19 protein-coding genes are annotated in these 19,870 nt (G+C 68.4%); 8 read left to right on the plus strand and 11 right to left on the minus strand.

Annotated features, from left to right (window positions below; translation table 11 throughout):
• Positions 1-143: 143 nt before the first annotated feature.
• Positions 144-872 carry a metallophosphatase family protein gene (locus KJ554_09980; protein ID MBU0742665.1) on the plus strand — a complete coding sequence of 243 codons (729 nt, stop codon included), beginning with the start codon at positions 144-146 and terminating at the stop codon, positions 870-872.
• Between the two features lie 11 nt (positions 873-883).
• On the opposite strand, the gene KJ554_09985 is transcribed toward KJ554_09980, so the two are convergent.
• Together KJ554_09985 and KJ554_09990 are read right to left on the minus strand one after the other, a co-directional pair.
• On the minus strand, positions 884-4,132 hold the full coding sequence (locus KJ554_09985; GenBank protein ID MBU0742666.1) for a hypothetical protein: 3,249 nt from the start codon (positions 4,130-4,132) through the stop codon (positions 884-886).
• A 135-nt stretch (positions 4,133-4,267) separates the two neighbouring features.
• A complete protein-coding gene (locus tag KJ554_09990; protein MBU0742667.1) occupies positions 4,268-6,544 on the minus strand; it encodes a carbohydrate binding family 9 domain-containing protein in 2,277 nt (758 codons plus the stop codon).
• A 223-nt stretch (positions 6,545-6,767) separates the two neighbouring features.
• Here KJ554_09990 and KJ554_09995 point away from each other — a divergent pair, with 223 nt between their 5' ends.
• Both KJ554_09995 and KJ554_10000 read left to right on the plus strand, forming a co-directional pair.
• A complete protein-coding gene (locus tag KJ554_09995) occupies positions 6,768-7,484 on the plus strand; it encodes a hypothetical protein (protein MBU0742668.1) in 717 nt (238 codons plus the stop codon).
• A gap of 14 nt (positions 7,485-7,498) precedes the next feature.
• Positions 7,499-8,395: a DUF1684 domain-containing protein gene (locus KJ554_10000; protein MBU0742669.1), complete on the plus strand. Its 897-nt coding sequence runs from the start codon at positions 7,499-7,501 to the stop codon at positions 8,393-8,395.
• A 9-nt stretch (positions 8,396-8,404) separates the two neighbouring features.
• Here KJ554_10000 and KJ554_10005 read toward each other — a convergent pair whose 3' ends face one another.
• Both KJ554_10005 and KJ554_10010 read right to left on the minus strand, forming a co-directional pair.
• The gene (locus KJ554_10005) at positions 8,405-9,073 is read right to left on the minus strand and encodes a hypothetical protein (GenBank protein MBU0742670.1); all 669 of its coding nucleotides are present in this window, start codon (positions 9,071-9,073) and stop codon (positions 8,405-8,407) included.
• 99 nt (positions 9,074-9,172) lie between these two features.
• Positions 9,173-9,469, minus strand: coding sequence for a hypothetical protein (locus KJ554_10010; GenBank protein MBU0742671.1), 297 nt, complete (start codon positions 9,467-9,469; stop codon positions 9,173-9,175).
• Positions 9,470-9,741: 272 nt separating this feature from the next.
• Here KJ554_10010 and KJ554_10015 point away from each other — a divergent pair, with 272 nt between their 5' ends.
• Entirely contained in the window at positions 9,742-10,080 is a 339-nt protein-coding gene (locus KJ554_10015) for a hypothetical protein (protein MBU0742672.1), read from the plus strand.
• Here the strand turns inward: KJ554_10015 and msrA are convergent.
• Positions 10,077-10,679, minus strand: coding sequence for a peptide-methionine (S)-S-oxide reductase MsrA (gene msrA, locus KJ554_10020; GenBank protein MBU0742673.1), 603 nt, complete (start codon positions 10,677-10,679; stop codon positions 10,077-10,079). The genes KJ554_10015 and msrA overlap by 4 nt on opposite strands.
• A 251-nt stretch (positions 10,680-10,930) precedes the next feature.
• Here msrA and KJ554_10025 point away from each other — a divergent pair, with 251 nt between their 5' ends.
• Together KJ554_10025 and KJ554_10030 are read left to right on the plus strand one after the other, a co-directional pair.
• A complete protein-coding gene (locus KJ554_10025; GenBank protein MBU0742674.1) occupies positions 10,931-11,359 on the plus strand; it encodes a GntR family transcriptional regulator in 429 nt (142 codons plus the stop codon).
• Position 11,360: 1 nt separating this feature from the next.
• On the plus strand, positions 11,361-12,278 hold the full coding sequence (locus KJ554_10030; GenBank protein ID MBU0742675.1) for a hypothetical protein: 918 nt from the start codon (positions 11,361-11,363) through the stop codon (positions 12,276-12,278).
• A gap of 30 nt (positions 12,279-12,308) precedes the next feature.
• Here the strand turns inward: KJ554_10030 and KJ554_10035 are convergent, their stop codons facing one another.
• The 3 genes from KJ554_10035 to KJ554_10045 form a co-directional block, all read right to left on the minus strand.
• On the minus strand, positions 12,309-13,097 hold the full coding sequence (locus tag KJ554_10035; GenBank protein ID MBU0742676.1) for a DUF2807 domain-containing protein: 789 nt from the start codon (positions 13,095-13,097) through the stop codon (positions 12,309-12,311).
• A 410-nt stretch (positions 13,098-13,507) separates the two neighbouring features.
• A complete protein-coding gene (locus KJ554_10040) occupies positions 13,508-14,113 on the minus strand; it encodes a redoxin domain-containing protein (protein MBU0742677.1) in 606 nt (201 codons plus the stop codon).
• Positions 14,100-14,918: a hypothetical protein gene (locus tag KJ554_10045; GenBank protein ID MBU0742678.1), complete on the minus strand. Its 819-nt coding sequence runs from the start codon at positions 14,916-14,918 to the stop codon at positions 14,100-14,102. The genes KJ554_10040 and KJ554_10045 overlap by 14 nt, the downstream gene beginning before the upstream one ends.
• Positions 14,919-15,320: 402 nt before the next feature.
• Here KJ554_10045 and KJ554_10050 point away from each other — a divergent pair, with 402 nt between their 5' ends.
• Positions 15,321-15,875, plus strand: a complete 555-nt coding sequence (locus tag KJ554_10050) for a PaaI family thioesterase (protein ID MBU0742679.1) — start codon at positions 15,321-15,323, stop codon at positions 15,873-15,875.
• On the opposite strand, the gene KJ554_10055 is transcribed toward KJ554_10050, so the two are convergent.
• Positions 15,857-16,042, minus strand: coding sequence for a hypothetical protein (locus KJ554_10055; GenBank protein MBU0742680.1), 186 nt, complete (start codon positions 16,040-16,042; stop codon positions 15,857-15,859). The two genes, KJ554_10050 and KJ554_10055, sit on opposite strands and share 19 nt — an antisense overlap.
• A complete protein-coding gene (locus tag KJ554_10060) occupies positions 15,970-17,067 on the minus strand; it encodes a hypothetical protein (GenBank protein ID MBU0742681.1) in 1,098 nt (365 codons plus the stop codon). Before KJ554_10060 ends, KJ554_10055 begins: the two co-directional genes overlap by 73 nt.
• Before the next feature lie 195 nt (positions 17,068-17,262).
• Between KJ554_10060 and KJ554_10065 the strand changes: the two genes are divergently transcribed.
• The gene (locus tag KJ554_10065; GenBank protein MBU0742682.1) at positions 17,263-18,939 is read left to right on the plus strand and encodes a hypothetical protein; all 1,677 of its coding nucleotides are present in this window, start codon (positions 17,263-17,265) and stop codon (positions 18,937-18,939) included.
• Between the two features lie 101 nt (positions 18,940-19,040).
• Here KJ554_10065 and KJ554_10070 read toward each other — a convergent pair whose 3' ends face one another.
• Positions 19,041-19,835 (minus strand): hypothetical protein, encoded by a 795-nt coding sequence (locus KJ554_10070; GenBank protein MBU0742683.1) that lies wholly within the window; start codon positions 19,833-19,835, stop codon positions 19,041-19,043.
• Between the last annotated feature and the right edge of the window lie 35 nt (positions 19,836-19,870).

A 19,870-nucleotide genomic window follows, 5' to 3' on the forward strand; every position in this document is an offset into this window, starting at 1 on the left:
TCGGTCATCATCCCGCCCGATGTCGCGCGCCCCCGATCCGCGGATCGGGCTCCATTCCCGCCATGGCGCACTCTCCCCGGTTGCGATAGAATGACGGCGCGGCCGCCCCCGGGCGAAGGTCGGAAACCCATGCCGGAGCCGTCATGAGATACGCCGTCCTCGGCGACATACACGCCAATCTCGAAGCGCTGCACGCCGTGATGGCCCACATCGACGGCCAGGAGGTCGACGCCTGCCTCTGCACGGGCGACGTGGTCGGCTACGGCGCGGATCCCGCCGCCTGCCTGGAGCTGGTGCGCGACGCGGGCATGCGGACCGTGCAGGGCAACCACGACGCCATGGCCGCCACGGACGACCGCCCGCGCGACTTCAACGCCTGGGCCGAGGATGCGGTGCTCTGGACGCGCCGGCAGCTCGTTCCCGAACAGCGTCTCTGGCTGGGCGAGCTGCCGCTCATGGCGAGACCCGAGCCGGATCTGCTGATGACCCACGGGTCGCCCGCCGAACCGGAGCGCTGGCACTACCTGGAGCTGGTGATCCTCGCCCGCGAGGCCTTCGCGTCCGTGGACGATCGCGTCTGCCTATTGGGCCATACCCACCGGCCGTGGTCCTACCGGATGCGAGGCGCCAGGGTCGTCGGACACCACATGGGCAGGATCGAGCTGGATCCCGCCGCCCGCTATCTGGTCAATCCCGGCAGCGTGGGCCAACCGCGGGACCGGAACCCGCAAGCCGCCTACGCCGTGTACGACACCGGGACGCGGCTCATCGACCTGCACCGCGTCGTCTACGACGTCGAACGCGCCATGGCGAAGATCCGGGACGCCGGCCTCCCCGGCTACCTGGCCTCGCGGCTGAGCGGCGGCCGCTGATCCCCGCCCGCCTACCTGGGCATGCGCCGCGGCTTGCGCAGCTCCGCGTCGGCCGCCTCCAGCATCAGCGCCACGGCCTTGTCGAGCTGCGGATCCCGGTCGTGCAGGCGGTCGGCCGGCGTCAGCTCGACCACGTGGTCGGGCAGACAGCCGGTCAGCTCGTGCCGGGCCTCCTGGGGCTTGCCGTTGCGTTCGGGATGGGTCTCGTCCCCCCACACGTACCAGCCGCGGCCGGGCAGACGCACGTAGCCGCGGTAGCGGTTGCGGAATGCGCCGGTGGAGATGACGTTGCCGCCCGTCTCGACGCCGACCACCGGGCCGCGACCCAGCGTCTTGATGGCATGGCTGAAGATCTCGGCGTTGGAATAGCTGCCCTCGTTGCAGATCACCGCCACCGGCTGTGACCAGCGGTAGAAGGGCTGGCGTTCGACCTGCGGGTAGCCCGCCTCGCCGTCCCTGCCGACCGTGAAGGCGTGCACGGGCTGGGTGAGGATCGTGAGCAGCAGGTCGGTGGTCCAGCCGCCGCCGTTGTCGCGCACGTCGATGACCAGCGCCTCCTTGCCGTCGGCCGCGGCGAAGAGGCTCTGCTGGAAGCGCTCCACCTCCGCGAAGCCCATGCCCTGGATGTGGACATAGCCGACCCGGCCGTCCGAGCGTTCCTCCGTGTAGGCCCGCTTGGCGCGCTCGGCGTCGCGGTGGTTGAGGACCTGGATGCTGCGCCAGCCCGTGGGCGCCACCTGGAACTCCAGTTCGTCGCCGCCGCGCTCGAGCAAGAGCCAGGTGGGCAGGTCGGCGCGGGTCTCCAGGGCTGCTTCGAGACTGGCGTCGCGGCCCACGGCGCGGCCGTCCACGCCCAGCAGCACGTCGCCGACCCGGACACGGTCCGGCGCCATGTCGCAGGGACCGTCGATCAGCACGCGCGCCACCTTCAGGCCCCTGCCGGTATGTGCGCGGTCGAATTCCAGGCCGAGCCAGCCGTCGTCGCCGTAGTCGCCGGGTGAATCCCAGCCGGGACGGTAGCCCATGTGGCTGGCGTTCAGCTCGCCGAGCATGAGGTTCATCACGTCGCCGAAGTCAACGTCGCAGGCGGCGTGGGCGACCCACGCCCCGTACTTCGCGCGCATGGCGGGCCAGTCGACGCCGTGCATGTCCGGGTCGTAGAAGCGGTCGCGCAGGGTGCGCCAGGCCTCGTCGAGGGTGCGCAGCCGTACCGCAGGCCGGTCTACGGTGAGTCTGGCCGTGAAATCGGTGGACTCGACCTCGCCGCCGTCCGCGCCTATCGTCGCTGGAGCTCCGCCCTTGAGGAAGGCGAGGATCTTGAGCTTGGCGTCCAGGTGGACAGCCGCCGGCTCGACACCGCCCGTGGTGACCGCCTTGCGGTCCTCGCCGAACCTGTCCACCGAGTATAGATCGCGCTCGTCCCCGACGTTCGCCGTGAAGTAGATGCGGTCGCCGTGCGGATCGATGGCCTGGACGTATTCGCTGCCGGGCAGCGACGTCAGGCGCCGGCCGCGCAGGTGGATCTCGTCGAAGTCGATGACCACCTCGATCTTCTCCTCCGCCTTGGCCTCGTCGTCCGTCTCGTCGTCGCCGGCATCGTCGCCCTTCGCGGGCTCGTCGTCCCGCGTCTTCTGGAGGATCTCCCACCGCTCCCGCGTGCGGTCGTGGTCCTCCTCGCGCAGGTACAGGAAATAGACGTCGGTGTCGCGGCGGTCGGGGGCGTGGTTGTGCCGCGTGGTATTCCAGGCCAGCATGGTGCCGTCGGGCGACCAGACGGGATCCTCGTCGTACTCCGGATGCCGCGTGACGTTGACCGGCTCGCCGCCCTCGCCGGGCACGATCCAGATGTCGCTGTTGTAGTCGGGATCGAAGCGCGCGTAGGCCAGCCAGCGGCCGTCCGGCGACCACGCGAAGTCGTTGAGGTTCCAGGAGGCGCTGAGCGACTTGTCGTGCTTTCCGTCGGCGTCCATCACGCGCAGGTCGCCGTTTCCCCCGACATACGCGATACGCTCGCCGTCTGGCGACCACGCCGGGCGCGCGCAGGGCCGCTTGCCGTCGGTCAGCTCTACCAGGCGGTGCCGGCGGGCGGACCGCAGCAGCTTCTGGTCGTCGTCGTCGCTGACCAGCAGGCAGACGGTGTCCTCGCCGCCGCGGTCGGTCACCAGCAGCAGCGTGTCGGCGCCGCCGGGCCGCAACGCGATGTCGGCCTCGCGCCAGGGGCCGGGCACGGGAACAGTCGCGCGCCCGCCCAGCTTCCTGTTGACCAGCACGATCTCGCCGTCGATGACCATGGCGAACTCGTCGCCGTCGTCGGAGACCGCGAGCTCGGCGGCCTCGCCCGATCTGTTCTCCACGACGACCGGGTTCTCGATCGCGTCGGCCGCCACGTCGATGCGCAGCCTGACGGGATCGCCGCCGGTCGTGGCGAGGGCATGCAGATGCAGGCCCTGCTCGAGAACGATGAGGGAGCCGTCGGCGCTCAAGGCGGCGGCCCGCACGCCGTCGCCCGCGAAGCGCGTCAGTTGCCGCTTGCCGCCGCCGTCGGCGTCCATGGTCCAGACGTTGGCGGTCCTGGTCTCGTCCATGTCGCCCAGCCAGTAGATGCGTCCGTCGGGCGCCACCATGGGATGCGTGTCGTAGCCGCGGTTCTCCGTCAGCCGGACGGGGTCGCCGCCGCGGGTCCAGCGGTAGAGCTCGCGCTGGTAGCTGCCCCGGTAGCGCTGACGGCCCGGTGCCACGCGGCCGGCGGCGATGACGAAGGTGCGTCCGTCCGCCGTGGCCGTCTCGTCGCCGAAGAAGTCCGCCAGCCGCAGCGGCGTGCCGCCCGCGACGGGCACTACCTGGATCTGCGGCGACATGGGGAAGTCGAAGAGCCGGCGCGAGGAGAAGTAGATCTCGTCGCCGTCCGGGGCGAAGGCGCAGGGTCGGTCGGTGGTCTCGGCGTGGGTCAGGCGCGTCGGCGGCCCGCCCGTCGCGGGCATGACGTAGACATCGTAATCGCCGTATCTGTTCGAGGCGAAGGCGAGGCTCGCGCCGTCGGGTGCGAAGACGGGCCAGCCGTCGTAGGCCTCGTGGGCCGTGAGGCGCGAGGCGTTGCCGCCCGCGGCGGGCACGCGCCACAGATCCCCCTGATAGGAGAAGACGATCACGCTGCCGTCGTTGTTGACGGCCGGATACCGGCAGAACAGGGCCTCGGTGGCGAAGGCGGCGGCGGCGGCCGTCAGGATGGCCGACGCGATCAGGACGCGGATACACGACATGGGTTCACTCCTGGTGTAGCTGGGAGGCCGGCGCGGCCGGATCAACCTAACATGCCGGCTGCCCGGCGATCAGCAAAGAAACGCGGCACCCCTGCGGGACGGACGTCTCCGTCGCAGCCCCGGCCCGGCTCGTGGCTACAGCTGGAACAGGTACTGCAGCTTCATGAAGTACTGCCGGTCGGTCAGGCGCCACGCGTCGATGCCGTCGTTTTCCGGATCGATCACCAGGTAGTCGCGGGTCGAGCCGCAGTAGAAGGTCGAGAACGGGTTGATCCGGTAGGTGACCAGGGGATCGGCCTCCCACAGCTCGTTGAAATCGTCGTACTGGATGACCAGCCGCGCCGACAGCTCGCGCGTGAACTGCAGGCCCCAGCGGCTGCGCAGGATGAAGCCCTTGAAGAGCGGCTCGCCGGTCGCCGCGTTTCCGCTCTCGATCCAGTGCCAGCTGGTCTCGAAGAGGAAACGGTCGGCGGGCTTCAGATCGATCCAGATCATCGCGTTGTTCTGCTTGCCCATGACCTGGGCGCCACGGGCGATGCGGTGCCCGGTCGCGACGGAGAATCCGCCGCGCACCTTGTCGCCGGGCAGGATCTGTGCGTCCAGGGCCGTGGCCTCGATGCCACGGAACTCGATGCCGTCGAAGAGCTCGTTGCTTTCCATGTGCGACAGCTGGAACCAGGCCTGCGCCCAGCGCAGACGCGTGGACAGGCCGGCCCATATCCACTCGTCCTTGCGGGTGCCGGCGAAATTCCAGACACGGCTCGTGTTGACGCTCGGCGAGATCCACTCCAGCAGCGGATGCCCGTCGAAACGCCACACGTAGCTGGCGTCGACCGACACGTCGCGGCGATTGTTGCGCGGCTCGAACCCGTTGCCGACGCGGAAGGTGGGGCTGCGTTCCCAGTAGTCGAGACCCACACCCCAGTCGCTCTTGTCGATTTCCAGGCTGCCGTAGATGCCTCGCCCGTCGTATATCTCGCCGTCGAAGGCGGCATTGCGCTTGCCGCCGTCGAACAGGATCCCGGCGGGGTCCTCTTCGTAGTCTTCCTGCAACCGGGCGTTCAGGGCCAAATCCCGCGGCTCCTCGACCCGCGTGCCCAGCGCCTGCCACTCCAGCTGCATGGATTGGCTCAGCCGCCAGCGCCCGTCCAGACCGACGACCGTGCCGGCGCCGCCGCCGTCGATGCGGCGATCGGTCGCCGTCAGGCCCACGTAGTTGCCGCCGTCGAGGGCGTGCCGCACGCGCAGGATGTTCGACGTGCTCTCGCCGCCCCGAGCGAAGAGGCTGCGCTCCTCCAGGGGCAACGTCAAGGGCGTGTGCTCGTCGCGCGCCACCAGGTAGGCGATGCTGGTGCTTCCCGGTCGGCCGGTCAGCTTGGCGGCGTAGCGAGGCGCGTTGATCACCCGCGTGTAGACGGTGTTGAAGAAAGAGGTGTACATGTCGCTGCCCTCCTGGAAGAAGGGCCGTCGCTCGGGAAAGGACAGGGCGAAGGTGGTATTCACGTCGATCTGCGCGGCGTCGGCCTCGATCTGGCTGAAGTCGGGATTGTAGGTGCCCTCGACCGTGAAGCTGGACGAGAGGTTGGCCCTGGCGCCGATGGAGAACTCGCCCAGGATGTCTTCGTTGGTCCAGGCGGCGTCCTCCCCCCGACCGCCGTACTGGGTGAAGATCTGCGAGGGCATGATCTCGATGCCCCTGCCGGGCGCGACACCGCGGATGCCCGTGATCGTCCCCCACTTGCAGGGCCAGCAGTTCTCGTCGCGGTCGTAGGCGGCCCAGGAATACTGGCCGCGCACATCGCGGGGATGGTTGCGCCAGAAATCGACGCGCCACACCTGCTCGTCCCGGTTCGGGAAACGCAGGCTGGACCAGGGGATGGCCAGCTCCACCTGCCAGCCCTCGTCGGTGACCTTGCCCGCGCTGTGGAAGACCATGTCGTAGCCCATGTCCTCGCCGCCGTTGGCCGACCAGAGCAGGTCGCCCTGGATGCCCAGCGGGTTGCAGGCGATCTCGTAGGCCCACGACTGGTCGGCGTAGGTGTCGATGGCCGTGATGACGTAGTCGTCGCTCCAGATGCGGTCGCGTTCGGTGAAGCTGGCGCGCACCAGGGCGGGGTCGTCGTAGCAGATGTAGGCGACGTAGAGGTGCTCGTCGTCGTAGGTCATCAGGGCCACGGTCGCCACGGGCGGCTGGACCTGGTCGCCGGGGTTGTGCTCGGCGAAATGCCGGGCGCGGGGTTGGCCGGCCCAGCCGGCGTCGTTCAGATCGCCGTCGACGTCGATCTCGCCGGCGGCGCGGGAGATCTCCAGCTCCGGGTGGTAGGTGGCGACCCAGCCGTCGGCGGCGGCGGAGGCGGCGGCGATGGTCAGGACGGATACCGAGAGCAGGCCGAGCGGGCGGGGATGTCTCATCGCTGTTCCTCGTCGGTGTGGGGGGCTGCCGGCGATCACCGGGAGGAATACGGAATCCCGGCCGCCGGGTTGCGGCCGGGCCGCGGTGAGATGCCCCGAGATGCAACCTGGCCGCAGCGGCGAACGTACAGGGCCCTCGTGCGCCGTACGCCGAAAACCTGCAGAGTTCCGGCGGCGCACGTGATACGGTCGGACAGCACCCTCCGGACAAGCGAGACGACACATGAGAGCAACCGTCGATCACACGAGCAGCCCGCCGGTCCTGGCGGCCCTCGCACTGGCAGCGACGCTGGGTGCCGCCCCCGCCCTGGCCGGCCACGAAGGCGCCGTCCACATGGAGGTAGGCGCGCCCGCGGGCGCCTTCGACGAGCACGTGGACAACCTGGGCTTCGGCTTTTCGCTGGACTACGCCTACAGCGGCGACGGGCCTCTGGCGGTGGGCATCGGCGGCGACTTTCTGATCTACGGCCACCAGACGGTGGTCATGTCGCTGCCGCTGGTGGAGGACTTCGAGTACAACACCGACAACAACATCGCTTCGATCTTCCTGCTGGCCCGTCTGCACGGCGGCGACGGCCGCGTGATCCCGTACGTGGAGGGGCGCTTCGGCGGCGGCTACATCTGGACCGAGACCAAGCTCACCGACGAGGACTGGTACGACGACGACGAGATCGCGCGCCAGACGAACTGGGACGACTTCATGACGATCTGGGGCGGCGGCGGCGGACTCAAGATCATGCTGAAGCGCGGCGACCCCCGCGACCGGGAGTCGAAGGATGTCCTGTTGGACATGAAGATCGTCTACCGCCACGGCGCCCGGGCGAGCTACCTGACCGAGGGCGCCATCAGCGTGGACGTCAACGACCGCGTCCGCATCCGGCCCTCGTCATCCGAGACGGACCTGCTGCAGTTCGAGCTGGGCGTGGCCGTGCGCTTCTGACCGGAGGAGTCGACATGGGATTCGGGCGATGGGCATTCCTGGCCGCCTTCGCCGTCCTGGCCCCGGGCGGCTGCGGCGGCGATTCCGCCTACGTGGCGGAGATCGACGCCTGGCACGCCGCGCGCGTCGACAGGCTGCGCGGCGAGGACGGCTGGCTGACGCTGACGGGGCTGCATCCGCTGCGCGAAGGCGCCAACACGGTCGGTTCGTCCGAAGGCGCCGACGTACGTCTGGACGGGAAGGCGCCGGCGCGCACCGGCGTGCTGGAGATCGCCGGGGGCGGCATCGTTTTCAGAGCCGAACCGGACGCCAAGGTCCACGTCGCCGGGGACGACGAGAAGGACGTCGAGACGATCGCCATGCGCACCGACATGCAGGACGACACCACCGTGCTGGCGGTCGGCACCCTGACCTTCCACGTCATCGACCGCGGCGGCCTGCTGCTGCTGCGCGTGAAGGATCGCGAGAGCGCTACCCGGCGCGACTTCAAGGGCATCGCGCGCTTCCCCGTCGACGAGATCTGGCGCGTCACGGCGCGTCTGGCGCCCCACGATCCGCCCCGCGGCGTGACGATGCCGAACGTGCTGGGCCGGACCTCGGAGGAGCCGAGCCCCGGCGTGCTGATCTTCGAGCTGGCTGGTGAGATCTGCAGCCTGACCCCCGTGGGAAAGCCGGACGAGGACCTGTTCATCGTCTTCGCGGACGCCACCTCGGGCGCCGAGACCTACGGCGGCGGCCGCTTCCTCTCGACCGAAGCGCCGGCCGCCGACGGCACGGTCGTGCTGGACTTCAACAAGGCGGTCATTCCGCCCTGCGCGTTCACGCCCTATGCCACGTGCCCGCTGCCGCCTGCGGGGAACACGCTGGGGGTGGGGGTGCGGGCGGGCGAGAAGACCTGGGGTGATCACTGACCTGTGGGTTCACCGGTACAGCGCGCGCACCTCACCCCAGTCCAGGGTCTCGTTGGGCACAGTGTAGCCTTCCAGGCAATAGGCGATATCCGTGTAGTAGTATGGCTCCGACCCCTGTTCCCAGCGCGTGTGCAGGGCGTCGTCGTACCACTGGGACCCGCAGCCGTAGAATTCCCCTCGCTCCGTCGCTCTGACTCCTGCCGAGGGCCATTCTCCGGGTCCCCACGAGGTTATCGGCGAGAAGCCCAGGGACATTTCGGTCGTGATGACCACCGTCTCGGGCAGGACCGCCCTGACGTGGTATACCAGATAGCAGGGAAATACCTCGGCGACCAGTTCGGGCGACAGCTCGCTCCAGTCGTAGGCGTAAGTTAGATCCGCAGTCTGGCCCGGGGGACATTGGCTGAAGTAGAAGTTGACCGCGAACCCGTCCGGCGCTTCCCAGACACAATCGCCATCGTACACGTTGACGTAGAAGGTCACCGTCGAGATGACCTGCCCGGCGAGCGCATCGGGAATGTCGTCGGCCTTCTCGGAATATGTGTCACCGGTCGGTCCGGAGGCCTTCGTATAATCCGCGACGGGTTGACAGTAGAGTTCTTCGCGAGAGCCGGGCTGCTGAGCGACGGCGGATCCCGCGATGAAACTGATTATGATCAGAGCGACGACGGTACGCATGATGTCCCCCTCGATGCGTGATGAAACGACTCCGTGCATTCAATACGATAGCATATCGGTGAATCACGGGACAAGTCGTCCACTGTCGCATCGACGAGATCAGTTAACGATCTCGTAGCACACCACTTCCATCACCGCCGCCTCCCCGTCGTCCCCCGCGCTGAGCCGGCTGCCGCGGCCCCACTGCGTCGCGAAGGCATCGGCGAATCCCCGCACCACCAGCGCGCGGTCCGCGCCGCCGAAGAACGCCGCGTCGTAGCGCCCGTCGCCAGGGCACTGCAGCTCCACTTGCTGGACGAACACGCCGTCCCGGTCGAAGACGTCGAAGGTGCAGAGCACGCCCTCGGGCTGCTCGCGCACGCCGTTGACACCCGCCACCGCCCTGCTAGAGACCACGGCATACCTGCGCCCCAACGGAGGACATCCATGCGCATCCCGATCTTCGCCATCGTTCTGCTCGCCCTGGCGTCAGCCGGCCTCGTCGGCTGCAGTTCCGACGAGACGCCCTGCCCGGACGGCCCTGTCTTCACGCACCACGTCATCGACCCGGATTCGGTCGCCAACTTCGATCCCCTGGGCAACCTGAACCCGCCGGGCCACGTCTTCCCGTCCGACCACGGCGGATACTACATCGCCGCGCAGCCGGGGAGCAAGACGACCTACAACGTATGGATCTTCGCGCCCGGCGACATGAGGATCCGCACCTGGCGCTGGTCGAATCGCACATCTGGCCGTCGCGGCACGCCTTCTCGGTGGGCACCTCGATGCCGGCCGTCGGCAGCGGCGTCTACCTGTTCGTCCCGCAGGACGACGGCGTCTACAACCGCCTCTTCGCGGACGTCACGTCCGATGGGACGATGTGCGGGTACATCCCCGAATGGCCGATCGGGACCTTCTTCATCACGTTGCCGGACGCGAACACGCTCTGGATCCAGATCCTGGACGGCGAACACCCGGACCCGGCGGACCGGGTGTTCACCGACGACAAGGTGGTCTTCAAGCGCTAGCGCTTGAGCCGGTCGCGGAACTTCTCGCGGAACTTGTCCAGCTTGGGCGAGATGACCACCCGGCAGTAGGGCTGGTTCTTGTTGTTGCGATAGTAGTCCTGGTGACCCTCGTCGGCGCGGATGAAGGCGTCGAAAGGCGTCACCTGGGTGACGATGGGATCGTCGAAGACGTCCGCCGCGGTCAGGTCGGCGATCAGTCTCGCGGCGGCCGCGCGCTGCGCGTCGTCGTGGAAGAAGATCGCGGAGCGGTACTGCTCGCCGGCGTCAGCGCCCTGCCGGTTGAGGGTGGTCGGGTCGTGGACCGAGAAGAAGACCGTCAGCAGCTCCTCGTACGAGAGCCGGGCCGGGTCGTAGGCGATCTGCACCACCTCGGCGTGGCCGGTCCCGCCGGCGCAGACCTGCTCGTAGGTGACGTTGCCCTTGCCGCCGCCCGCGAAGCCCGAGTCCACCTTCACGACGCCCTCCAGCTCCTCGAAGACCGCTTCCAGGCACCAGTAGCAGCCGCCGGCCAGGGTGGCCTTCTGCGTGTCGTTCGTCGCGGCCATCGTTCCTCCCGCGCCGGCGAGCGACAGCGCCAGCGTCATGATGATGATCCTCATGTCGTTTCCACTCCTTCCATCCCCGCCGGGGGATGCGTTGGCATCACACGAAACACGCAATGAAACGATTCGGCAAACCGGGGCCGGCTCCTCAGATGATGCGTGCACCCATGAGGGGATCGATTACAAGCCGATGGGATCCGACATGAGCGGCCCGACGCATCACGCCGTGAATTTCGATGCAACCTCTTGACGAGCCGGCCGTAAACTGATACTGTACTAGTACAAGTGATACAGAGAGGGAAGAACCCATGGCCTCGTCAGGATCACCCGCACATGGGCTGCTCGCCGTCGATCTGGAGGGCGAGACACCCATCTACCGGCAGATCATCAACGGCATCCGCCGTCAGGTCGCCGACGGCCTGCTCCCGCCCGGCGCGGCCCTGCCCTCGGTCCGCCAGCTGGCGACCGACCTGGAAATCAATCCGAACACGGTCAGCAAGTCGTATCTGCTGCTCGAACGGGACGGGATCCTCGTCAGCCGCAGTCGGACGGGCCACTACGTGGCCGAAGCGGGCCGGGACCACGCCCGGGCCGGCGACCGGACGCGGCTGGACGAGGCCGTGAACGACTTCCTCGCTGCCGGACACGAGCTGGGCCTGTCCGACGAGTTCCTGTTGCACGCCCTGGCGGCCCGCGTCGCCGACCACCCCGAAATCGACGACGCCGGAGGTGCATAGAATGACGTCACTCGGCGAATACGCATCCCTGTTCCTGGCGTCAGCAGATACGACCGCGATGAGGCTCGCCAGCCTCACGGTGCTCGTCGTGGTGCAGATCGTGGCGTTCCAGTTCCTGATGATCCGCATGTCGCGCATCCTGCCCCGTCAGTTCCTGGGGTCGGACACGGGCCCGGAATCCGTGGCGCCGGTGGTGGCCCGCTATCACCGGGGTCTGGGTAACGGGCGGCGCATACTCGGCGCCCTGTTGATCGTCACCGCTCTCGCGATCGTCACCGTCGCGCCCTTCGGCCAGCCGGGTCATCGCAAGCTGGGCCTGATGGTCGTCTCGCTGCTCTCGACGGGCGTCATGCTGGGCGGGTACGTGCGCGACACGCGCCGCATACTCATGCTGCGCCGGCTGCTGGAGCCGACGACAACGAGCACCGCCAGCCTCGAACGCCGCACGCTCTCCTCCTTCTACCCGCAGCGACTGGAGATCCTGCCCCTGCTGATCTTCGCGCTCACGTCCGCCCTGACCGTCTGGCGCTGGCCGCGCGCGGGCGAAGCGGGCATCTTCGCGATCATCGCCCTGCCCGCCTTCCAGCTGGTATTCATCGCCGTGTCATGGCTCTTCGCTGGCTGGCTTGCCACCCGGCGCTGGCCGATCGCCCGGGGAGCGCTGGCCCAGGCGGACGACCCGGCCGCCGTCCTGGCGCACAACCGCGCGTACCGCCGGCAGGATCTGCGGGGATTCGTTTTCGCCCGGGCCGGCATCGTCCTGCTGATGGCCGTCTGGCAGGGGCAATGGCTGCACAGATGGCGCGGCGAGTCGTTCCCCCCCTGGCTGGTCGTGGCGGACGACGCGGCGCTGATCCTCCTGCTCGTGATCTTCGTGGCGGTTATGATGACGCTGCCGGGGATCCGGAAACGGGTGTGACGAGCCACGACGATGCGGACGGCCGGCCCGCTAGCGGCGCTCGGCGCGTCCCGAGCCGGTCGTCGTGACCTCGACATCCGGATCGCCGCCATAGCGTACGCCGCCGCTGCCGGAGATGCGGCACTCGAGGACGTCCTCGACGTGCACGGAGACGCCGCCGCTGCCGGAGGCGTGTACCGACGCCCGGCGCGCCCTGAACCCCGCGGCCTTGCAATCCCCCGAGCCGGACAGGCGCGCCTCGAACCGCTCCGCGCCGCCCTCGTCGATCTCCACGTCGCCGCTGCCGGACTGCCGCACGGTGAGCTCGTCCGCCCTGAGCTCGCCGATCGTCGCGTCGCCGGAGCCGGTGAGCCGCAGCGAACACGCGCCGGATGCGAGGCCCTGCAGGGCCAGGTCCCCGGAGCCGGTGAGCTCGATGTCCATCCGCTCGGAGCGGAGGCGCGGCGCGGTGATGTCGCCGCTGCCCGTATTGCGGATCGCGTCGAGCGAACGGACGGTCAGGGCGAAGCGGATCGGCCTGGTCGGCCGCAGGCTCGTGCCCCGCGAGGCGCGCAAGGTCAGTTTCCCGTCCTCGACCTCGCTCACGATCAGCTCGATCAAGTTGCTCTCGGCCTCGACGATCAGCTCCTCCCGGTCGCCCAGCGCGATGACCAGGTCGCCCCGGCACTCGAGAGCGACGGCGTCGATGCGGTCCAGCGCGCGCGTCTCGGTCGCGACGTCGCCGTTGCCGCGCACGCCGCCGTTGACCTCCAGGCGGCAGCCGGCGCACGGGATCAGGCTCGTCAGCACCATAAAAGTGACGACATGTCTCTTGGCCATGGTCCCCTCCCTGAATGGTCCGGTCTCACGGATGACTGAAAGATGACGCACGCGGCGCTCGGAGGGTTGCATGTCGCATGGATACGGGACAGGCTCCCGGCCTTGAACTGGACCCTGCGACTCGGGCACAGGGCAGACGAGGGTCCGGTCCGGACCGGGAGCCGTATGACGCGATCCCGCGCGAGATCGGCGCTCGCGCTCGCAGAGACTCCGCGACCCGTGACTGGTGTGTCTGCTGGATGGGATTCGGGCGGGCCGACGTCGTCGGGCGGGTTGCAGGCAGGTTGCGTGGTACCCCCCGCCGACGAGCGGAATCACCGTATCAGCTTCGACATCGAGCGTCAACATGATTCGCCGCAGCCGCTTGTGCGGCGGCGGGCAACTGCCGGCCGCCACGCCGGTTAGGAAGATCAGTCGACGTACTTGACGCTGCAGCCGTAGGGCCTGGTCTCCGCCACAGGCGCCTCTTCCCCCGCCGCCAGGGCCTGCAGCGCGGCCGCCACGTGATTCGTCCCGCCGAGCTTGGCGGGAGAGCGGTCATCGTCGATGGCGCCCGTGTAGACGACGGTGCCGGCGCCGTCGATCACGAACATGTGGGGCGTGGTCTTGGCGCCGTAGAGACGTCCCACCTCGCCCGCGGGATCCATCAGGATCGGGTAGGGCATGCCGTATTCGATGCGCGCCTCGCGGTTGCGTTCGAGACCGGCCCCCTGCTTGCCGGGCGCGCTCGAGCAGACGCAGAGCCAGACCACGTTCGAGTCGGCCGCGGCGAAGGTCTCGTTCATGGTCTTGTGGGCCAGGTGATGCTTCCTGATGAAGGGGCAGTCGGCGTTGAACCACTCCAGCACGACCGTCCGGCCCAGCTCGAGGTAGGTCGCAAGGGCGTGCGCAACGCCCTCGGTGTCGGTGAGGGTGAAGTCGGGGGCCTGCTCGCCCGGGGTGACGGCGGCCGGGGCGGCGGACGCGCCGACGGAAACTGACAACACCATGATCAACAACGCGTTACGCATCATCATCCTCCGGGAGTGCGGCGGCGACGGCCGTCGCCGGCATGTCGATAGGGAAGGTTACCGCATGTTCGCCGAACGTCCCGCGCACCAGGCCGCGCGCCGGGCCGGCCGTCCCGTCCTCGATCTCGAAGCGCAGCACGAGCTCGTCGCCCTCGCGCGCCGTATCGTCCAGGGGGGCCGCCAGCCGGCCGCAGTCGGCGGCGGGCAGGAACTCCAGCCGCTCGACCCGGGGCAGGGACACGATGAGCGTCGCGCCCTGCCAGTCGGCGGTGCAATGGCCGGCGGGCATCGTCCGGGGCAGCCGCGACCGCGCCGTCGCGAAGACGCGCCGCGCGTCGGGCGGTTCGGCGGCATCCGCCGCGGTGAGCGTGGTGTCGCCCACGACGCAGGCCTCCCGGCAGGCGAGCCACGCGATCCGCGCGCCGAATCCGGCGTCATCGTCGCCGGCCGGGTACAGGTCCTGCAGCAGGATCAGCTCGCCGAAGTAGACGTGATCCAGGATCCCGCCCGGCGAGACCAGCCGTTGCGGGGCGGGCCACCGCAGCGTTCCCGCCGACCAGCCGTCGGGCAGGTCCAGCTCGATCGACGGCGGCGCGCCGCTGTCGTTCAGGCCGTCCCAGTAGAGGTGCCAGCCGTCGGCGATGCGGAAGCGCCAGGCCACCGTCAGCGTGCGTTCGACGGAAGTATCCGCGGGCTCGCGCAGCAGCGAGACCACCACGGGTCGGTCGTCCGAGGGGACCGGTTCGCCCTGCTCGCAGCCGGCGGAGGCGAGGAACAGGACCAGAATACTTGCCAGGACGAGTGTTCGCATGATGGACAGGCTACTCCACGCCGGGGAATCACGCCAGGCGATCGACGACCAGCATCACTATCACGAGCAGGGCGAAGACGTTGATCTCCATTAACCGCAGCTTGCGGGCGCGCAGAGCAATGGCCCTGGACAGGACCAGCGCGCGTAGGAACCAGTGAATACGACTTGCCGGAATATTCTAGAGTATTATTGTCTGATAATCTCTCTTGCCAATTGAAGTTGGAAAACTATTTCACAATCTCCGCAACCGGCTGTCATTCGAGCGGTTTCCAGGGTATATATCGAATACGAAGGCGACGGGCGGCGGCGGTGACCCACGCGGACGCGCGCGCCACCCTTCCGGCGACACGAATCCTACGAAACGCTACGATACGAGACAGGACCGCAGATCAGGAGTTACCCATGACGAATGACGCCACGCGCTGGCTGGACATCACCGAGCCCGGCTGGACACGGGTGGAACTGCCCTTCCCGTCCACCTCGTCCAGATTCGTGACCGGCGATACGACTGGACGTCGCCTCAGCGTGCGTTTCTACCGCCGCGACGCCGACGGCGCCCTCATGCTGAAGGCCCGCTGCGGTCCGGATGCCCAGGGTCCGCCCGGTCACGCCCACGGCGGCAGCATGGCGGCCCTGCTCGACGAGGCCATGGGGGCGGCCGCCTGGCTCTCCGGACATCCCGTCCTCGCCGCCGAGCTGAACGTCACCTTCAAGCGCATGTTGCCCCTGGAGACGGCGTGCGTGGTGGAGGCCGAGGTGGTCGAAGTCGACGACCGCAAGATCCACGCGAGTTCCGTGCTGCGCGATCCCGCGGGCGGGATCGTCTACTGCACGGGACGGGCGCTGCTGATCGAGCTCGACGAGCGCCAGCTGGCGGATCTCGCGACGCTGACCATGGAGATGCTGGACCGGGAGCGGCGCGAAGCCGGCGAACCGGATCAGGGCAAGGGTTCGTAGCAGACGATCTCCATGGGCGCGGCCTCCCCCTCCTCGCCGAGGGGGATGTTGCCCAGGTCGGAACGGGCCGCCTCCGCCTCGGCGTAGCCCTTGATCAGCAGGATGCGTCCGTCGTCCAGGAAGACCAACCCGTCCCGCTCGGGATCTCCCTCGCAGGCCAGCGCCACGCTCTCCAGGAAGTCCCCCCGCGGTCCGAAGACGTCGTAGCGCTGCATGACGCCGGGGGCGCGATCCTCGGTGCTGCGGCTGTGCAGCACACCCACAGGCGTCCGGCGGCGTCGACGGACAGGCCGGCGATGACCGCGGGGCCGGGCTCGATCTCGCGCCCCACCGGAAAGGGGATGTTGCGCGCGGAGGCGTCGAAGAGGGCGTTGATGCGGCGCAGCTCGTCCGCGGTGCGCGGACGGTTGGCGAACGCGCGTTCCACGACCCGCTCGAGTTCGCCGCCGGGAGCGTGGACCTCCACGGCGTAGCGGTCCCAGGCGGCGGTCACGTAGACGCGTCCGTCGGGCCCCAGCGCGCTGGCGAGCTGGCACCCCGGATTCATCTCGCGCTCCACGAAGACCAGGTCGCCGAAGTCGAGGGTCATGGTCGCCTCGCTGTAGGTGCGCACGATCTTGCCGTGCTGGTCGAGGCCCGCCAGGTACATGTGGCGGTGCTGTCCCCCCTCGACCGGGCCGAGGCGCTGTCCGGTCACCACGAAGTTGCCGCCCCGGTGGCTGCAGTTCGACGCCGAGGTGAAGCCTCCCTCGACCGGATCGGCGCCGCCGATGGTCAGGGTGGGACGGGGCTCGCCGTCCAGGGTCAGGCGCACGAGCTCGGCGGGAAAGAGTTCCAGCAGGCCCACGGTGTCGTCCGGCAGGATCACCACGTCGCGCGGCTGCTGCGATTCTCCCGGTCCCTCGCCGGGGCCGCCGATGGTGCGCAGCAGCTCGCCCGTAGGCGAGATCACGTGCACATGGCAGAGCTGGGTGTCGAGCAGGTAGACGTTGCCGTCGCGGTCCGCGTCGGCCTCGGTGATGGTGCCGAGGAGCGTCTCGCAGTCGGCGCCGCCGAAGCGCCAGGTCTCGCGGAGCTCGACGGTACGCGGAGGCTCGGCGGGCTTGGTGTGCGGGGCGCGGACCGGTTCGGCCTTGGTCGCGGAGACGACAGCCAGGAGCAGCACGACGAGCGGGACGAGGCGGCTCGACATGGGGTCCTCCCTTGGCTGGCGACGGAACGCGCAGACCTGCATACGTCGATTGGACGCGATTTGTTCGCGCGGCATGGCGGGACGGCGTTCCCGCGTAATAACTGCGTAACATGACTGATCTAGAATCCCAGGAGATCGAGATGGCGCTGTCGGTTCCCCTATCGCCCCCTCGGCGATGTGCCATGGAGGTGTCCCATGAGATATCCCGTTGTTTGCACAGTGATTCTGCTTTCGATCCTGCTGCTTACCGGCTGCGGCGGCGACGGCGATCCGACGCATCCCCCGGCGGGCACGAGCATTGGTCCCGACGGCGGCACGGTGAGCGCCGACGCCGGTCGCGTGACGCTGGCCTTCCCCGCCGGAGCTGTGGACGACGAGATCGATGTCGGCGTCGAGCCCGCCTCCTCGCCGCCTGCCGACGCGGGCATGATCCTCGCGCGGGCCTACGACCTGTCGCCGGACGGCGCGCAGTTCCAGCAGCCGGTGACCTTGACGATCCGCTACGAAGACGATCAGGTGCCGGTCGGCGTCGTCGAAGAGGATCTGAGGCTCTGCAAGGCGGTGGGCGCAGCCTGGCAGACGGTCCCGGGAAGCGTGGTGGACACCGGGGCGAACACCGTCAGCGCCGAATTGACGGGCTTCAGCATGTACGGACCGGGCAGCCCGGGCGGGTCCGGGGAAGCGCAGATCACCCTCGCGCCCAGCGAGATCACAATGCCGGTCTTCGGCACCTTGACCTTCGACGTCACGATCGAGGGGTTGGAGGACGAGACGGTAACGTGGAGCGTCGTGGAAGGAATCACCGGCGGCCAGGTGCGCGGCTACGGAATCTACAACGCGCCGGCCGGCGGCGGCGTCTTCCACGTGCGGGCCACGAGCGTGGAGAACCCGAGCGTCTTCGGTGAGGCCGAGGTGACGGTGGCCACGAACTGGGGGTGTCCGGAGGAACCACCGGAGCCGGCCTACGAGCTGGTCTGGATCGTGGAGGTTCCCTCCATTTTCCAGGAGTTGATCTACGGCATCGCCTGGCACGAGAACCAGCTCTGGGTGGCCGGCATGGGGTGCATCATGCACTGGACCGACACCGGTCAGTACCTGGGTTGGTCGGGACTCGGGGCCAAGCCCGACCCCGACGGGCCCGGCATCGTGCACACCTACGTCGGCTACCATACCGGCGCCGACGAGAACGACAGCCCTCATCCCTGGCTTTTGGACGGCGCGTTTTCCTGGGGCCTCGCCGGCGTCGCCTGCGATGCCGTCGGCAACGTCTATGTCTGCGACTACGATTATTCTCGTGTGCAGAAGATGAGCCCGGGTGGAACTCTAATGGACATCTGGGAAGTGGATGATCCCTTGAGCGTCGCGGTCAGTCCCGAACATTCCATCTACGTCGTCGATCACGTTCCCGCCGGGATCGACAACCTCTTACGTTATACCCAGGCCGGCGTTCACGTCGATACGATCAACTCCTTCGGAGAGGGGTGCGACCTCACCTACTTCCATCTGATGGGGTTCGATCAGGGGGGAGAGATCTTCCTGTCCTCCCGGTTCGACGGGCGTGCGGTGGCGCGGCTGGATCCCGAGCACGAATACCTCGGTTCCTCGGTGCGATACGGCGATGGAATGTGCGAGGCCCGAGGAGCCATGACCGTCGACGCGGAGGGCGACATCTACACAGTGAGTTCCACACACCCGTTCCTGTTCAAGAAGTTCGACCGGGACGGCTGGCTGCTGGCCGCCTGGCCCACCAGCGGGCCGGGCTACGAGGATCCCCGCGGCATCGGCGGGATGACCGTGGACGGCTACGGCAACGTCTATGCCACCGACTGGACGAACGGCATGATCCTGAAATTCCAGCCGGCCGATCAATAGGGGCAGCGCATCCGGCGTGGAAGCGGAAGATCGAACACCGATGATAAAGCGAGGGCCCGGTGCGACCGGGCCCCGGACAGAGCTCGCATCAGCGCAAGCGCTCAACGATACATCTGCTTGATGGCGCTCCAGCTCTCGTCTTCGTCGGTGACCGGACCGTCGACCAGCACCAGGTAGTCCTCCGACTCGCCGTCCTCGAATTGTCCCGCGCCGTTCCAGTTGGGCGTGCCGACGGGCCTCTCGGTGATGCTGAAGCGGCTCCAGACGTAGCCCGGATCGCCGCCGATCAAGAACGGAGGGGGCGCGAGGCCCGACAGGGGGCCTACGTAACCCGGCGGGATCGGGAAGTCCACCAGGATGTGCTCGGGGGCCGAGCAGAAGGTCTGGGCCGAGGGCGCCCAGATGCCGTCCTGGTTCCAGTCCATCAGCACGTTCACGAAGGCGTCGTGGCCGCCGTTGGTCAACATGATGTCCATGTTGCCGCCCCACACGCCCGGCGTGCAGAACAGGCCCAGGGGCGCCACGGGCGGCCCGCAGGGCACCACGACCCCGCCGACGATGGTGAAGGCGCCGGGGATGATCATGCCCGCGTCGGGATCCATGAAGCACTCGTCCATATCGTAGGGCGCGAACATGGGGCAGGTGCCGGCGTTGCCATCGGGTTCGAAATCCTTCATGGGACCGAAGAACATCAGCGGGTTTGGTGCGTGGTAGATCCACGCGGCGGGCCCCACGGTGACGCAGGTCGGAAAGCTGCCGATGATACCGCTGGCGGGATAGGCCAGGACGCCCTCGGGCGCGTCGCCGTACTCCCCATGCTGCTGGGCCTGCGCGGCGAGTGCGAAGAGCGCGATGAGCGCGACGACGATCAGGGTGATATTCCGGGTGCTGAACATGCTGTCTCCCCTTCTTCAGGTGCTCCAAGGCCTGC

The organism is bacterium (genome assembly GCA_018814885.1).
Taxonomy (GTDB): domain Bacteria; phylum Krumholzibacteriota; class Krumholzibacteriia; order LZORAL124-64-63; family LZORAL124-64-63; genus JAHIYU01.

Bases quoted from the DNA above. Each gene is read 5' to 3' on its own strand.
- KJ554_10050 (MBU0742679.1), top strand. From the start codon at position 15,321: ATGACGAATGACGCCACGCGCTGGCTGGACATCACCGAGCCCGGCTGG.
- KJ554_10045 (MBU0742678.1), bottom strand. From the start codon at position 14,918: ATGCGAACACTCGTCCTGGCAAGTATTCTGGTCCTGTTCCTCGCCTCC.
- KJ554_09990 (MBU0742667.1), bottom strand. From the start codon at position 6,544: ATGAGACATCCCCGCCCGCTCGGCCTGCTCTCGGTATCCGTCCTGACC.
- KJ554_10070 (MBU0742683.1), bottom strand. From the start codon at position 19,835: ATGTTCAGCACCCGGAATATCACCCTGATCGTCGTCGCGCTCATCGCG.
- msrA (MBU0742673.1), bottom strand. From the start codon at position 10,679: ATGAGGATCATCATCATGACGCTGGCGCTGTCGCTCGCCGGCGCGGGA.
- KJ554_09980 (MBU0742665.1), top strand. From the start codon at position 144: ATGAGATACGCCGTCCTCGGCGACATACACGCCAATCTCGAAGCGCTG.
- KJ554_10005 (MBU0742670.1), bottom strand. From the start codon at position 9,073: ATGCGTACCGTCGTCGCTCTGATCATAATCAGTTTCATCGCGGGATCC.
- KJ554_10065 (MBU0742682.1), top strand. From the start codon at position 17,263: ATGAGATATCCCGTTGTTTGCACAGTGATTCTGCTTTCGATCCTGCTG.
- KJ554_09985 (MBU0742666.1), bottom strand. From the start codon at position 4,132: ATGTCGTGTATCCGCGTCCTGATCGCGTCGGCCATCCTGACGGCCGCC.
- KJ554_10000 (MBU0742669.1), top strand. From the start codon at position 7,499: ATGGGATTCGGGCGATGGGCATTCCTGGCCGCCTTCGCCGTCCTGGCC.
- KJ554_10015 (MBU0742672.1), top strand. From the start codon at position 9,742: ATGGATCTTCGCGCCCGGCGACATGAGGATCCGCACCTGGCGCTGGTC.
- KJ554_10030 (MBU0742675.1), top strand. From the start codon at position 11,361: ATGACGTCACTCGGCGAATACGCATCCCTGTTCCTGGCGTCAGCAGAT.
- KJ554_10035 (MBU0742676.1), bottom strand. From the start codon at position 13,097: ATGGCCAAGAGACATGTCGTCACTTTTATGGTGCTGACGAGCCTGATC.
- KJ554_10060 (MBU0742681.1), bottom strand. From the start codon at position 17,067: ATGTCGAGCCGCCTCGTCCCGCTCGTCGTGCTGCTCCTGGCTGTCGTC.
- KJ554_09995 (MBU0742668.1), top strand. From the start codon at position 6,768: ATGAGAGCAACCGTCGATCACACGAGCAGCCCGCCGGTCCTGGCGGCC.
- KJ554_10025 (MBU0742674.1), top strand. From the start codon at position 10,931: ATGGCCTCGTCAGGATCACCCGCACATGGGCTGCTCGCCGTCGATCTG.
- KJ554_10040 (MBU0742677.1), bottom strand. From the start codon at position 14,113: ATGATGATGCGTAACGCGTTGTTGATCATGGTGTTGTCAGTTTCCGTC.